The following is a 15,095-nucleotide window of genomic DNA, read 5'->3' as shown; positions in this document are numbered from 1 at the left end:
ATAGCCTTCCAATGATTTTGCATATTCTATAAACTCATCCAAAGAAGGAATTTTGCTATTTTTAAGGTTTTGTTGTTCCTGTTCTTGTCTTTGTTCTAGTTCTAGCTTTTGCTTTTGTTGTTTTGGTATTTCTGAAGATGATTTTACATCTTTATTAATTTCAACTTCTTTTTCTATTTCAAGTGTGCTTTGAGCCGAGAAAATATTTTCAAATATTTCTAAAATTTTAGGCTCTTGAGATTTTTTAGCATTTATACCTTCTGTTTTGCATATTTTTTCAGATTCAATTTCAAACGAATAATTCAACACCAATCGATAATGACGAGGAAGTCCATTTTTGGGTTGAAACTGAATTAAGCCTAATTTTTTAAGTTTCTCTTTTGTCGACCTTATCGTTTTTCTGGTTAATCCCAGTTCTTTTCCCAATTCAACATCAGAAATTTTGAAATCGTAGCGGTCATTCTCATAGCCCATTTTCAGCAGATAGAAATACAATAATACTTCTGTTGGGCTAATTTTTGCTGTTTTATTGAAATCCCAAAACCGTTGTATTAATTCAAGGTAATACATCTTATTTTTTGGCAAAAAGTTGCAGCGCCTTTTCTTTATCGACGATAATTATGTTCCCATTCTGAATAATGGCTTCATCCAATATTCCCGAAGATTTTATTTCAGATGCTTTAGAAACAGAGCAGCCGAGAATTTTTGCCAAGCCTTTCAGTCCGTATTCATATTTGCTTTCCGATTTTATTTTTTTGGAAATTTCTAAAAACTCTTCAACGGTAAGTTTCCAAATTGGGGTTTGAGGGGTTATGCTCATTAGGCTTTATTTTTAAAAAGTTCCAATGCTTTTTGTGAATCAATAATAATTTTTCTCCCATTTTGAATAATGGCATCATCAAAAATGCCTTTGCTTTTAAGCTTTCCTGCATGATTTTTAGAACATCCCAGTATTCTTGCTAAACCTGAAAGACCGTAAACATATTTTTCGCCAAGTGTCTTTTCCTGTGATGATTTTTCTTGTGATTCTGGCTTTCTGGAATCTAAAATTTCCACAAATTCTCCTATGGTCAATTGCCATATTGGTTTATTATAATCTTCCATTATGTATTTTTTTATTGTAATTAATTCTAAAAAATTTGTATTTGTATTTATTTTGCTATATTTGTATTGCAAATATAAAATAAATATTGAATATTATCTATATTTTTTAATTCTCAAACAAAAATTTTTAAAGATGACTATAACTGAAAGATTGCAAGATTACATGATGTACAAAGGTTTAAATCCTAATAGAGTAACTGTTGAAGCTGGTTTGTCTGTTGGTTTAATTGGTAGAGCAATAAAAAACAACTCGGGACTTAATTCAGATACTATTGAAAAAATACTATATACTTATACGGATTTAAATCCAGAATGGTTTATTTCGGAATCAGGTGAAATGCTTAAAACCAATAACCAAAATATTAACAATAATGGCTCAGGAAATAATGTGAACAGCAACATTAATGGAAATATTAGTGGAAATGTTACTATTTCACATAGCGAATTTTCCAACATGATAGAAATTCAGAAAGGTTACCAAGAGATACAAAAAGAACTTACCGAAAGATTAAAAACCAGTCAAGAGCAACTATCGGACAGCATGAGGCAGGTAACAATCCTTCTTGAAATTTTAAAAAGATGATGATGAGAAATATTTTAATTATAGGTACTATTTTGTTTGCAGGGGTTTTATTTGGACAAACGAAGAAAAATGTATCAAAAACTTGGGAAAACAGAGATAGTGAAATAGCTCAAAAAGTTTTTTCAAAATATCAGGAAAAAGAAAATAAAAAATTTGAAGCCGAAAAAGCAGATTTGATAAAGTTTCAAAGAAAACTAAAAATTGAAATCATTAACGAAGGTGAAACGGAAAAACTCAACCAAATATTTTGGCTAAAAGTAGTTAAGGTGAATGATGGAAAGTTTGAGCAAATTATTAAAACGGATAGCACAAAAACAGAAATTAAACGAAATTATGACAAAAGCATTTGGCGAGATGAAGCAGGAGGAATTTTGTTTGAACGGTATAATCCAATGAAGATTTCTCAAGAATACGTAAGTGCGAAAAATAGTAAAGGAATTAATGAAACGGATATTGAAAATAAGGAGATTTATGAAACTACAAATCCTGTTTACTCGTTTTCTTTGAGAATTTACACTCATAGAAAAGATTTTAATGCCATGGCGAAAACCAACTTTTCTAAAATAATCAATGTGTATTCCGAAGATAAACTCATAAAGACCTACACTTTCACTTTTGATGAATTGAAAAAATTAGAGGGAATTCAAATTTTGGATTTTAAACTTGATGATTTTAAAAAATAAATTACCATTTTACAATGGAAACCAAATATCACGCTCAATTCTTATTGGACAAAGAAAAAGGGAAGCCCGATGCAAAACTCCGTTTCAGAGTGAAATGGAGTGGGAATATTGTAGCTTTCAACATTGGCTACAGAATTGAAATTGACAAGTGGAGCACCGAAACACAACGTTGTAAAGCCAATACAACTCATGGTAAAAATAAAATTGCTGCGAGCATTATCAATAAAAAAATTCAGCAGTTTGAAACCGCTTGTGAAACCGTTTTCAAAAAATTTGAAATTGAACTAAAAACACCGAATTCAGTTGATTTTAGGGAATTATTCAATATTGAAATTGGTAAAAAGTCAACGGTAAAAATGAAATCAGACGAGAGTTTTTTTGATGTTTATGATGTTTTTGTGAACGAAGAATCTGTAAATTGCCAATGGAATTATAGGACAATTCAGAAAATGAAAACTCAAAAAAAGGTTTTAGAAGATTTTGATTCAGAAATATCTTTCGAAAAATTCAATGAGGAATATTTTAGCAATTATCAAAGATATTTAGAAAGGAAAAAGCATAAAAATTCTACTATCGCCAAGGAAATAGCGGCGGTGAAGTGGTTTCTAAAATGGGCTAAAAAGAAGGGGTATAATAAAAATGCTGATTTTGAATTGTTTAAACCCAAAATAAAAAATATTCAAAAAAAGATTGTTTTCCTAAACCAATCTGAATTAAAAAGGTTTCGTGAGTTTGAGATACCTGCCGATAAAATTTTTTTGGAAAAAATTAGAGATGTTTTTCTTTTTCAATGCTTTACAGGGCTTCGCTATTCCGATGTTTTTAATCTGAAAAAGTCAGATGTAAAGGAAAATCACATAGAAATAACTACGCTCAAAACTTCTGATAATCTTGTTATTGAACTCAATGTTCACAGCAAAAAAATATTAGAAAAATACCAAGATGAAGATTTTATTGGGAACAAAGCCTTACCCGTAATTAGCAATCAAAAGATGAATGATTATTTGAAAGAGTTGGCAGAATTGGCAGAAATAAATGAACAGGTAACTCAATCCTATTTCAGAGGAAATAACAGAATTGAAGAGGTTTTCCCAAAACACGCATTATTGAGTACTCATGCTGGTAGAAGGACTTTTGTATGCAATGCACTTTCATTGGGTATTCCTCCACAAGTTGTCATGAAATGGACTGGTCATAGCGACTACAAAGCGATGAAGCCTTATATTGATATTGCTGATGAAATAAAGGCAAGTGCAATGGAAAAATTTAATTTATTTTAGTATTTACAATACAATTTCTATATTAATCAATTTTGATGTAATTAAATACACCAAAAATTCAGGAAACTAAGGATATGAAGGAAAGTGGTACGCTGCTTTCCTTTTTTTTATTTCCTGTTTTTCCTTTATTTCTTCAAAATCCGCTACCGAGCATTTTAAACCTTTTTTTTGCACTTTATACTCCTTTTATTGTCTTTTATTATTATATTTGACAGATTATGACAAGTCAGCGTATGTACGACAGAACTTTTGGCGAAACCATTCGACACATTAGAGAAAACAAAGGAATGTTACTACGGCAGGTAGCAGCAGCTTTGGAGATAGACACGGCACTCATTAGCAAAATAGAGCGTGGCGAACGAACGGCACAAAAAGAACAGGTGAGTAAGATAGCCACAATATTGGAAGTGCCGGAAGAAGAACTGATGATTAGTTGGCTTTCCGATAAAATTCTAAATATTGTAGAGGAAGAACCTATGGCATACAAAGCACTTAAACAGACTGAAAAAAGAATAACAAAAAACTGATATGGACGGACAATCACTCAATATAACCAACGACCTTATTACCAAGTTAAAGGAAATTATTCCCGGTGCTTTTACCGAAGATAAGCTGAACATTGAGCAGCTAAAGCAACTTTTAGGCGAAGATATTAATACTGATAACGAACGCTACCAGTTAAATTGGGCAGGGAAAAATGAAGCATACAAGGTTTTACAGTTACCTACGACTTCAACATTAAATCCAGTGGTTTCTGAATCTTTAAATTGGGATTTTTCTGATAACGTTTTAATTGAAGGTGAAAATTTGGAAGTTCTAAAGTTGCTTCAAAAATCTTACTATGGTAAAATAAAAGTTATATGTATCGATCCGCCGTATAACACAGGTTCTGACAGTTTTATTTATCCAGATAAATTTTCCGAAACCAAAGAAGAATATTTAAAACGATTAGGCGAAAAAGACGATGACGGATTCTTAATGAAGGAAGGATTTTTTAAACCTAATAGAAAAGAAAATGGACAGTTTCATTCAAATTGGTTATCAATGATGCTGCCCCGCTTATTTCTTGCGAGGAATTTACTAAAAGATGATGGATTGATTTTCGTGAATATTGACCAAAATGAAATTTCAAATCTTAAATTATTGATGGATGAAATTTTTGGAGAAGAAAATTATGTTCAAGAAATTATTTGGCAAAGACACGCAGGAGGTGGTAATGATTCTAAATATTTTGCTGTAGATCACGAGTATATTTTGTGTTATGCAAAAAACCTGTCTGCTATTCAAAAACTGCGTCTTCCATTAAATACGGCTGATATTTCTCAATACAAATTTAAAGATAAACACTATGATACATTAGGTCCTTATAAGACAAAATCTTTTTACCGTATGCGTCCTGATGACCCAAGACCGGGTCTTCAATATACTATAAAGATGCCTGATGGTTCAGACTTATTTGGCGAATGGAAATGGGAAGAAAAATCCTTTCTTGAAGCATTAGATGATGACAGAATCTTAATAAGAAAAGATAATAAAGGGAAATGGACTGTTGAATACAAACTATATCTTAATGCTGATGATGGCGATGAGAAAAAGAAAGTCCCAAGGTCAATGTTTCTTAGTGAGGCAAGGAATAGTCAAGGTAAACAAACACTCACTCAAATTTTAGGTGTTGCCAACATTTTTAATAATCCTAAACCAATTGAACTATTAAAAATACTCATCAATATAGGTATTGGTGATTCTGACAATGAATATATTTTAGATTTTTTTGCAGGTTCGGGTTCAACGGGGCAAGCAGTACTTGAATTAAACAAAGATGAAAAAAAGTCCTTAAAGTTCATATTAGTTCAATTACCAGAAAAAGTCGAAGATGGTAGTATTGCTGCAAAAAATGGGTACAAATTTATTTCTGATATAACCAAGTCACGTCTTAGAAATGTAATTAAGTCGATAGAAAAAACCAGTTCATCAGAGTTGCAATTCCAAGAAGAAAAACCAATGGGTTTTAGATTTTTTAAATTATCATCATCAAATTTCAAAATATGGCGGGGAGACTACATTGACGCAATTGGAGATTTGCACACACAAATAGACTTATTCAAAAAAGCAGAAAAGGAAAACAGCAAGGAGTATAATATGCTTTGGGAACTACTACTAAAAAATGGCAGTTTTCTAAATTCAGAAATTAGTAGAATAACAGTTGGTTCATCAGAATTGTTCTATAACTCTAATAAAAAACTTTGTTTCTGCTTTTCAAAAGTATCGAGTGAAGTTGTTGATAAAATACTTCAAATTAAACCAGTACAATTTATTTGTTTGGATAGCACATTTAATAATGAAGATTGTGTAAAAACAAATATCCAGTTAAAGTTACAGGATAACAATATTGAGTTTAAGTCAATTTAATAATCTCTACAATGGAAATAAACAAAGAAATAATAGAATGCCAAATACCGCCAAATCAAAGTAATGTAAACAAGTCATTCTACATTATTCGTTGCGTTATAACAAAAGGCACACCTGAATATGATGAGATTCTTAAAAGATCAGAGGATTTAGCAAAGCTTGTAAATAAAGTTGCCGCAAATCAAAGTGAATATGAGCGTAATTATTCAAGAAGAGTAATTGATTCATTTGGTGGTTTGTGTGCTGAATATGGTTGGGAAAAAGCAATAAATACTGTCTTTGGTGAAATTGCTTCACCTACAGCATTTACAGATGCCTCAATACAAATCGACATACAATTAATAAATGGCGAAAAACTTGAAGTGCGGTCATCATTTCCTTATAAGGGGGTAAAATTCGCTATCTGTAACAATTATGCAAATTTTAAAAATATAGGGCCGTATTCAAATACAGTTAAACCAGGGGAAATTCAAAAGAATTTTTATTTATGTGTTTTATTTGATACCCAAAAGAAAGATTTATTAACAGCCGATAAAATAATTTTTTCATTAGTAGGAGGTTCTACTTGGGATATGATGCTTAAATCAGGTGTTAATACCTCTCTCACACCTTATGATGATGATTCGTTTGCAGTCCGTAGTAACTATAAGGTCATAAAGCTATGTGATGCCCTTGATGCAAGAGGTATTGTTAAAGAGATAGAAAATTTAGGTTATAAAAGAATTAATTAAATGAAACTACAATTCGATAAAAACCAAGAATACCAGTTACAAGCCATTCAATCAGTGATTGATTTGTTTGAAGGGCAGCACTTGAATAATTCAGATTTTGAGTTTTCATTTACCGATAGCAATAGCGGCAGCTTAATATTTACAGAATCGGGCGTAGGCAATAACCTTACCCTCACAGAAGAAGAAATTACGGAAAATCTTATTAAAGTACAGGAAAACAATAATTTAAAAAACGATGATGCTTCCACACAATTAGAAAAACTTTGGTACAACGATGATACCGATACAAAAGGTGTTGCAGAAGGCAAAACAATAGTAGCACCTTTTCCCAACTTTTCTGTAGAAATGGAAACAGGTACAGGTAAAACTTATGTTTACCTGAGAAGCATTTACGAACTGAATAAAATATATGGCTTCAAAAAGTTTGTAATCGTTGTGCCTTCTGTTGCCATTCGTGAAGGCGTTTTAAAAAGTCTTCAAATTACATTTGAACACTTTCAGGAAATTTATGAAAACCAACCTGCTGAGTTCAAAGTATATGATTCCGGCAGGATAACCGATTTAGGCAACTTTGCCAAGAGCAATGCCATTCAGATTTTAGTAATCAATATCGACAGTTTTACCAAAGATGCAAATGTAATTAATCAGATAAGAGAAACAGGTGTAAAACCTATTGAGTACATACAAAAATCCAATCCTATTGTAATCATAGATGAGCCGCAGAATATGGAAACCGATATTCGTAAAAAGGCAATAACAAACCTCAATCCGTTATTTACACTTCGTTATTCTGCTACGCATAAAAATTTGTACAACCTTATTTACAAATTAGACCCTGTAAAGGCGTATGATTTAGGATTAGTAAAACAGATAGAAGTAGATTCAGTTGTATCAAGAAATGACAGTTCAGGTGCATTTATTAGCGTAGATAGTTTCCGCACAGCCAAGCAATCCATTACAGCAAAAGTTACCGTGTTTGTAAAAGAAAAAGGAGGTATAAGCAAGAAGCAGGTAGCTGCCAAAGTGGGCGATGATTTATACAAATTATCCAATGGTTGGGATATTTATAAAGACGGCTATGTAATTAATGAAATGGATGCAGATAATGGTTACATAGAATTTTCGAGTGGGCAAATAGTTTACAAAGGTCAGGCAGTAGGCGGATTAACCGACCATATCCTGAAAGAAATGGTTGATGCTACGGTAGAAAATCATTTTAAGAAAGAAAAAGAATTACGAGCAAAAGGAATAAAAGTATTGTCCATATTTTTTATAGACCGTGTTGCCAATTACAGAAGTTATGATGAACAAGGCAATGCAGTAAAAGGCAAGTTTGCAGAATGGTTTGAAGAAAGTTTTACCAAATGGCAAAATATGCCTGCTTATAGAGGTTTATACAGTTTTACACCTGAGCAAGTTCACGACGGTTATTTTAGTCAGGATAAAGGGAAGTTTAAGGATTCTAAGGAAGGTAAATCCACAAAAGCCGATGATGAAACCTTCAAACTGATAATGCAGGATAAAGAAAGGTTATTGGATATTAATACACCATTGCGTTTCATTTTCAGCCACTCAGCTTTGCGAGAAGGTTGGGATAATCCAAATGTATTTCAAATATGTACGCTTAATGAAACCAAGTCTGATATTAAGAAACGTCAGGAAATTGGGCGTGGTTTACGTTTATGTGTAGACCAAAGCGGAGCAAGAAATACAGACCGACCAATTAACCGTCTTACAGTAATAGCCAATGAATCTTACGAAGCATTTTCAAAAGCGTTACAAAGCGAAATTGAAGAAGATTGCGGAGTGAAATTTGAAGGCAGAATAAAAAATGCAAGAGAGCGTAAGCAGGTTAAATTAAAAGATAAGTGGTTAGATGATGCCCTATTCCTAGAATTGTGGGATAAGATAAAATACCGTACAGAATACAAGGTAGATTATAGTACAGAGCAGCTAATAAAGAATTGTGCAAATGCTGTAAAGAAAATGGAAACCATTGCCAAACCTGAGATTTACAGGGATAAGCATATTACCAAATTTGTGAGAGATAAAGAAGGTAGATTAGTTGAAATAGGCGGTACACAAACAGGTTCTAAAGTAAAAGCCATTAAAGAAGTGGTGTATGAAATTCCTGATTTTGTGGCGTACATACAATCCAAAACAGAACTCACAAGAGATACCATTACAAAAATCATTTTAGAATCGGGTCGTATAGAAGAAATATTTAACAATCCGCAGTTATTTATGGATAGTGTGGTAAGAGTAATCAAACACGAATTTGACAGAATAAAAATAAATGGTATAGAATACGAGAAAATTGCAGGTCAGGTATATGAAATGAAATTGTTTGAAGCGGCAGAGATAGAACAGTATTTGGATAATTTGATAGAAGTAAAAAAACAAGCAAAGACCATTTATAACTATGTGGTGATTGATTCGCTAAGTAGTCCTGAAAAGAAATTTGCTGAAGATTGCGATAGCCGTGATGATATTATTTTCTATGTAAAACTGCCGGGTAAGTTTCAAATCAAAACACCTATTGGCAATTATAATCCCGATTGGGCATTAATTAAAAAAGAGGACGGCGAAGAAACCAAAATCTATTTCGTAGCAGAAACCAAAGACCCCAAAGCGGCTAAAGACAGAACATTACTAAGAGATACCGAAAGAATGAAAATAGAATGTGCTGAAAAACATTTTGCAGTAATTGATGACGTTAATTATCGTGTTGTGGGCTCTGTAAGCGACCTAAAAGTGTAATTATTTCAAATCTAAAAATCCTATGGAACAACAATACTTTGCAACCCTACAAGAGATAAAAAATAACGACGTAAAAGTCTTATTGAAAAAATCGTATCGTGGTATTTGGGAAACAGCAATTAAAAAATATTCTGATTCTGCACACTTCGTTTATGAATTGCTACAAAATGCTGATGATGCAAAAGCCACTTGGGTAAAGTTTGATTTAACCATAGAAGGATTGTGGTTTAAACATAATGGTTCAGTACGCTTTTCTATATCAGATCCAGATAATGAAGAACAAGATTCCGAAGGTGGCAAATTAGGGCATATCAATTCCATAACTTCTATTGGTAATTCTACAAAAATTGACGAACAAAAGATTGGGAAATTCGGTATTGGTTTTAAAGCGGTTTTTGCTTACAGTGGCACACCACACATTTACGATGAACAATTCAATTTCAAATTAGAAAACTACATTGTTCCAGTCGCATTAACACCAAACGGTGAGGATAGAAAGGAGGGCGAAACACTTTTTTATTTTCCTTTCAACCACAATTCAAAAACACCGGAAGAAGCTTACAATGAAATAGAAACAAAATTAGATAATCTGTTTCAGCCAATACTATTCCTCAGCAATTTAGAAAAGGTAGAATGGAAATCCTTAGAGAAAAGCGGTATCTATACCAAAGAGGAAAAAGAGCAGGAAGTGTACGGAAATATTACTGCAACATTATACAATGTAGTGAGTAATGAAAACGGAGATAAGAAGAATGAATTAATATGGTTATTTTCTAAAAATGTTACACGAACTTCGACAAAAGCACAATATAAAATTTCAGTCGGGTTCTTTGTTTTAAAGAATAAAGAGCTTGAAACAGGCTTTAAATACGATGCGTTTTGTTATTTCCCTACTAAGGAAGATACTAAATTAGGATTCATCATACAAGCACCATTTTTATTGACAGATAGCAGGGAAGGTATTCAGGCAAATGATAGTTGGAATCAGGCATTAATACAAAGGTTGGGCGAATTGGCAGCAGAATCATTTCCATTATTGAAAGAAATTGGAGTTAAAAACGGTTCAAATTTTTTTAACGATAACATTTTAGAATTAACGCCTTACAATCAAAATGATTTTCCAACCTATACGGCAAATGCTAAAATATCATTCCGTCCATTTTATGATGAAATTCAAAAGGCATTTCGCAATCAACAAATTATACACGGCACAAATGGTAATTACTTTGCCACAAGCAAAGCATATTGGGCAGCAGATCCGGAATTATCAGAATTGTTTTCCGATGAACAGTTAAGCGATTTATTCAGCAATCCTAATTCGGGTTGGGTATTTGTAAGTAAAGGACAAAAGCAATTAAACCAAGCGAACAAACCATTAGAGAATTATATCAACAATATTGTTGCTGAAAGTGTAGATGCAAAGAAGCTAATTAGAAGGTTCACAAAAGAGTTTGTAGAAAAGCAATCCGATGAATGGTTGATTAGTTTGTACTCTTACTTGGCAGACCATAAATACCTTTGGGATGACAAAGACAAATTAGCATTAAAGCAACCTATTGTATTAAACCAAGATAGAAAAGCCGTAACACCATTCAATGAAGATTTAACAGCACCTAATATTTTCCTTCCTTTAGATAGGGCTACCAGCTACGATACCATTTATCAACCATTTGCAGACAATAAAGAAGCAATGGAGTTTTTCAAAACCATAGGTTTAGGAAAGCCCGATATAAGAGCAGAAATTTTCAACAATCTAATTCCAATTTATAATGATGAATTTGATTATGATGATTCCGAAACCATTTTACACCACTTTGAAACGTTCTTAAATTACTACGAAAACAGTCCGTTACTTTCACAAGTAGATTTAATTACAAAACTTAAAGAAATACAGTTTATAGCTTGCCGTTCAGAAGCCAATCCTGATACAAGATATTTTGCTTATCCACACGAAGTATATTATGGCAATGATAATCTTGTAAAATATTTTGCAGGTCAAGAAGATATTTATTTCCTTGATAAAGACTTTTACGCTGAATTTTTAAACGATGCCAAAAGCAGTATTACAAACCTATTCCTTTCAGAGTTAGGCGTAGCACATAATCCAAGAATTACTCAAACCACATTGGAAGATGATTATTCAGTAAAAGAAAAATTTGGCTTAGATAGTATTCAGATTTCAAGGAAGTATTGGAATGACCAAACGATTACAGATAAAACTTTAGAGGGTTTAGTAAATGCAGTAGCCAACATTACACCTGAATTGTCTGTATTGATTTGGGATTATTTAATTCACTATGCCAAGGGCTTATCATTACAACTTTTCAAAAGCAAGGTATTAGGCAGTTTCATTTATTATCCTTTATACGGTACTTCCAAAGTAAGGACTGAATTTGATTCTACTTTAGCATCCATACTCAAAAACGATAAATGGTTATTTGATAAAGAAGGAAATTTTTATGCACCCAATGAATTAACCATAGACACATTAAGCGATGCCTACGATACCGAAAACCCTTATGTAGATATTATTATAAAATTCTTAGGCATAAGCAATCCTGATGCAGATTTAAACTTGTCGGAAGAACAGTTAGAAGCATATCAAATTGGTAAACAACTTTTGGAAGAAAATATAACTGCTGAAGAACTACTTGAATTTAAACGGTTACTTGCACAAAGAAGAAGTACGGTAGAACAACCTGAATTACCATTGCCAACAGATGAAATTCCTTTGTTTGATACAGATATACAAAATACATTAACCAATATTGGTAAAGGGATAAAGAAAAATAAAAAGCAGAAAGTAGCTGCCAAAAACGAAAAAGAGAATAGAGAAAACAACGATATTCCTTCAATTCCTGAAATTCCTTTTGAAGTCCCAACAGAGCCTGTTACAGACCAAGACGACTATACAAAACCTTCGGTTGATTTAAAGAAAAAAATCGACAAACTAAAATTAGAAGCAGAAGCCAAAGTAGAAGAATTGACACGAATTGAAAAGCTGAATGAATTAGCAAACACTTCTAAAAAATATTCCTTCGCTTGGTTTAAAGCACTTTTGGAATTAGAGTATTTGAATAGTTCAGAAGCCAATTCACAAGGCAAACAAATATCCATTCAATTTGCAAAAGTGGAACAGGAAGCAGATACAGAAAGGATTTTAGTATTAAAGCATCCCAATAGATATATTCCTCAATCAATAGAAGATATTGGCGATATGCAAATACGCTTTTATCACGGAGATGAAACAGTTACTGTAACAGTTGAGGTAGTGAATGTAAAAGAATATACATTAAGAGCAAAACTCAAAAAGTCAGCAGACATTTCAGGTATTGATTTTACTAAAGTAAGCAGAGCAGTAATTGATATTAAGAATCCCGTATTTATTCTTGAAGAATTAAGAAAGGCATTTTATCAATTGAACTTTGAAGATGATTATAATCTTCAGCAAAATCTTACAGACAAAATAAGATTCATTTTTGGTCCGCCCGGTACAGGTAAAACAACCTTTTTGGCAACCAATGAAATCATCCCATTAATGCAGCAGGAAGAAGCATTGAAGGTTTTAGTTTTAACCCCAACAAATAAAGCAGCAGACGTTCTTACCAAAAGGATAATAGAGAAAATGGACGGTGATGAATCGTATTATAATTGGCTTTTAAGATTTGGTACAACAGGAGATTCGGAGTTGGAAAATAGCGGTTTAGTGGTTGACAAATCTTTTGATATTCGTACCAAACCAAAGAATACAACAATTACAACCATTGCAAGATTTGCATACGATTATTTTCATCCCGACGAGCATCAAGACCGTTTGCACCTAAAGTTTTTGGATTGGGATTATATTATTATTGATGAAGCTTCTATGATAACCATTGCAAGCATTGCCTATGTTTTATATCAAAAGAAAGATTCCAATTTCATTATAGCAGGAGACCCTTTCCAAATCCAACCGATTACTCAGATAGAGCAATGGAAGGATATGAACATTTATGAAATGGTACAGTTAAATAAGTTTGTAGATCCTGTTACTATTCCGCATCAATTTGATATTGTTAATCTGCAAAAGCAATACAGAAGCGTTCCAACTATTGGAAATGTGTTCAGCCATTTTACCTATAATGGTATTTTAGAGCATTATCGTTCGGAAGCAGAACAAAAGCCATTGAACATTCCCGGGCTTGATTTCAAAGACATAAATATTATAAAATTCCCTGTTCAAAAATTTGAAAGCATTTATAAACCAAATACACTCAATAAATCTAACTATCAGACGTATTCAGCAATATTTACGGTTGAGTTTGCAATGCAGTTGGTAAATCACATACGCAATGATCATAAAGACCATTTCCGTATTGGTATCATTTGTCCTTACAAAGCACAAGCAACTTTAATAGAAAAACTTTTATCGAGAGTGCATAATGATGATGATAAGGTTGAAATACTTATCGGTACAATCCACGGCTTTCAGGGTGATGAATGTGATATTATCATATCAGTATTTAATCCGCCTTTTGGTATAAGCAAATCACCTGCAATGTTTCTTAACAAGCAAAATGTTTTGAATGTTGCAATCAGTAGGGCAAGAGATTATTTATTTATCCTGATGCCGGATGACCATACGCAAGACGTAGAGAATTTGTATCGCATAAAGAAAATTGAAAGACTAATAAACAACCACGCCGTAGGTAGATTATCAGTTTACAATTCTGAAATCGTTGAAGAAAAGTTATTAGGTTCTAATACCTATGTGTATGATAATACATTTGCTACCACGCATCAATCCGTTAATGTGTATTCCAAACCCGAAAAAAAATATGAAATCCGTTGCGAGGAAATAGCAGTGGACGTACAATTAAAACCCTAACTTTTTCTATTATACTAATTTGTATAAAATTTGGACTAATAAATTCTTGTTAATAACTAATGATAATTAAAATAAATTTTAGGGGGCGTATGTCTCTATATCATTGGGGGACAGAGACAATATCGAAACCTAATAATAATTCAATTTGGGTAATTTTTATTAGTCCCTCCTTCAAAAATCGGGGACTAAATTTGGGATTGTTCATTGGGTTTTAATGTTTTTCATTGTGTTATAAAATATTGTAAAATGTTAAAAAACAATAAAATAAATATTTATGGTTGTTTATTGAAATTAATCTATACTCCCGTCTTCGCTACAATAAACAGCAATCATTGATTTAATGATTGCTGTTTTTATTTTTAAAAGTATCCTAACTTCATCTTTTAATTCTTTTAGAAGATTTCCTTTTTTTAAGATTTTAGTCTTCTTATAAGAAGTTCCAGGGAACATCCGCCGTTTATTTTTGTCATGGCGTTTATGCATTTATCTTTCTATACACATATTTTCCTCGTATTCGCTTTTCTATAGCTTATTTTTGGAATATCTGGAATGCTTTATTGAATCGGATAATGCGTCTAATGGCTTGTTTAAACGGTCTACGGTAATTTTCAGTATCTGTAAAAATATAAAGTAAGAGCCGTTCTGCAATCTGCGGAACGGCTCTTACTTTTTCCTATT

General features: G+C 32.5%; 12 protein-coding genes. 8 read left to right on the top strand and 4 right to left on the bottom strand.

Going from position 1 to position 15,095, the window contains the following annotated elements; all coding sequences use genetic code 11:
• From ACE3RB_RS15345 to ACE3RB_RS15335, 3 genes are all read right to left on the bottom strand, one after another.
• On the bottom strand, positions 1-570 hold a 570-nt coding region (locus tag ACE3RB_RS15345; RefSeq protein ID WP_374465001.1), incomplete at its 3' end, for a hypothetical protein.
• A gap of 1 nt (position 571) precedes the next feature.
• Positions 572-820 carry a DUF3853 family protein gene (locus ACE3RB_RS15340; protein ID WP_374465000.1) on the bottom strand — a complete coding sequence of 83 codons (249 nt, stop codon included), beginning with the start codon at positions 818-820 and terminating at the stop codon, positions 572-574.
• Positions 820-1,104 (bottom strand): DUF3853 family protein, encoded by a 285-nt coding sequence (locus ACE3RB_RS15335; protein ID WP_374464999.1) that lies wholly within the window; start codon positions 1,102-1,104, stop codon positions 820-822. The genes ACE3RB_RS15340 and ACE3RB_RS15335 overlap by 1 nt, the downstream gene beginning before the upstream one ends.
• A gap of 133 nt (positions 1,105-1,237) precedes the next feature.
• On the opposite strand from ACE3RB_RS15335, the gene ACE3RB_RS15330 reads away from it, so the two are divergent.
• From ACE3RB_RS15330 to ACE3RB_RS15295, 8 genes are all read left to right on the top strand, one after another.
• Positions 1,238-1,687, top strand: coding sequence for a hypothetical protein (locus ACE3RB_RS15330; RefSeq protein ID WP_374464998.1), 450 nt, complete (start codon positions 1,238-1,240; stop codon positions 1,685-1,687).
• Positions 1,684-2,370, top strand: a complete 687-nt coding sequence (locus ACE3RB_RS15325; protein ID WP_374464997.1) for a hypothetical protein — start codon at positions 1,684-1,686, stop codon at positions 2,368-2,370. The genes ACE3RB_RS15330 and ACE3RB_RS15325 overlap by 4 nt, the downstream gene beginning before the upstream one ends.
• Before the next feature lie 14 nt (positions 2,371-2,384).
• A complete protein-coding gene (locus tag ACE3RB_RS15320) occupies positions 2,385-3,650 on the top strand; it encodes a tyrosine-type recombinase/integrase (RefSeq protein WP_374464996.1) in 1,266 nt (421 codons plus the stop codon).
• 233 nt (positions 3,651-3,883) lie between these two features.
• Positions 3,884-4,177 (top strand): helix-turn-helix domain-containing protein, encoded by a 294-nt coding sequence (locus ACE3RB_RS15315; RefSeq protein WP_374464995.1) that lies wholly within the window; start codon positions 3,884-3,886, stop codon positions 4,175-4,177.
• Position 4,178: 1 nt separating this feature from the next.
• Complete coding sequence (locus tag ACE3RB_RS15310; protein WP_374464994.1) at positions 4,179-6,059, top strand: site-specific DNA-methyltransferase; 1,881 nt, start codon at positions 4,179-4,181, stop codon at positions 6,057-6,059.
• Positions 6,060-6,070: 11 nt separating this feature from the next.
• On the top strand, positions 6,071-6,790 hold the full coding sequence (locus ACE3RB_RS15305; RefSeq protein ID WP_374464992.1) for a hypothetical protein: 720 nt from the start codon (positions 6,071-6,073) through the stop codon (positions 6,788-6,790).
• Complete coding sequence (locus tag ACE3RB_RS15300) at positions 6,791-9,550, top strand: DEAD/DEAH box helicase family protein (protein ID WP_374464991.1); 2,760 nt, start codon at positions 6,791-6,793, stop codon at positions 9,548-9,550.
• 22 nt (positions 9,551-9,572) lie between these two features.
• Entirely contained in the window at positions 9,573-14,417 is a 4,845-nt protein-coding gene (locus ACE3RB_RS15295) for a DEAD/DEAH box helicase (RefSeq protein ID WP_374464990.1), read from the top strand.
• Positions 14,418-14,708: 291 nt separating this feature from the next.
• Here the strand turns inward: ACE3RB_RS15295 and ACE3RB_RS15290 are convergent, their stop codons facing one another.
• Positions 14,709-14,867, bottom strand: a complete 159-nt coding sequence (locus ACE3RB_RS15290) for a hypothetical protein (protein WP_374464988.1) — start codon at positions 14,865-14,867, stop codon at positions 14,709-14,711.
• Positions 14,868-15,095: the final 228 nt, after the last annotated feature.

The sequence above is a fragment of the Chryseobacterium sp. genome, assembly GCF_041914225.1.
In the GTDB taxonomy this organism is placed as follows: domain Bacteria; phylum Bacteroidota; class Bacteroidia; order Flavobacteriales; family Weeksellaceae; genus Chryseobacterium.
This window is presented reverse-complemented; position numbering and strand designations above follow the sequence as displayed.

Excerpts from the sequence above, each read along its gene's own strand:
- ACE3RB_RS15340 (WP_374465000.1), bottom strand. The coding sequence starts at position 820 with ATGAGCATAACCCCTCAAACCCCAATTTGGAAACTTACCGTTGAAGAG.
- ACE3RB_RS15335 (WP_374464999.1), bottom strand. The coding sequence starts at position 1,104 with ATGGAAGATTATAATAAACCAATATGGCAATTGACCATAGGAGAATTT.
- ACE3RB_RS15330 (WP_374464998.1), top strand. The coding sequence starts at position 1,238 with ATGACTATAACTGAAAGATTGCAAGATTACATGATGTACAAAGGTTTA.
- ACE3RB_RS15325 (WP_374464997.1), top strand. The coding sequence starts at position 1,684 with ATGATGATGAGAAATATTTTAATTATAGGTACTATTTTGTTTGCAGGG.
- ACE3RB_RS15320 (WP_374464996.1), top strand. The coding sequence starts at position 2,385 with ATGGAAACCAAATATCACGCTCAATTCTTATTGGACAAAGAAAAAGGG.
- ACE3RB_RS15315 (WP_374464995.1), top strand. The coding sequence starts at position 3,884 with ATGTACGACAGAACTTTTGGCGAAACCATTCGACACATTAGAGAAAAC.
- ACE3RB_RS15310 (WP_374464994.1), top strand. The coding sequence starts at position 4,179 with ATGGACGGACAATCACTCAATATAACCAACGACCTTATTACCAAGTTA.
- ACE3RB_RS15305 (WP_374464992.1), top strand. The coding sequence starts at position 6,071 with ATGGAAATAAACAAAGAAATAATAGAATGCCAAATACCGCCAAATCAA.
- ACE3RB_RS15300 (WP_374464991.1), top strand. The coding sequence starts at position 6,791 with ATGAAACTACAATTCGATAAAAACCAAGAATACCAGTTACAAGCCATT.
- ACE3RB_RS15295 (WP_374464990.1), top strand. The coding sequence starts at position 9,573 with ATGGAACAACAATACTTTGCAACCCTACAAGAGATAAAAAATAACGAC.
- ACE3RB_RS15290 (WP_374464988.1), bottom strand. The coding sequence starts at position 14,867 with ATGTTCCCTGGAACTTCTTATAAGAAGACTAAAATCTTAAAAAAAGGA.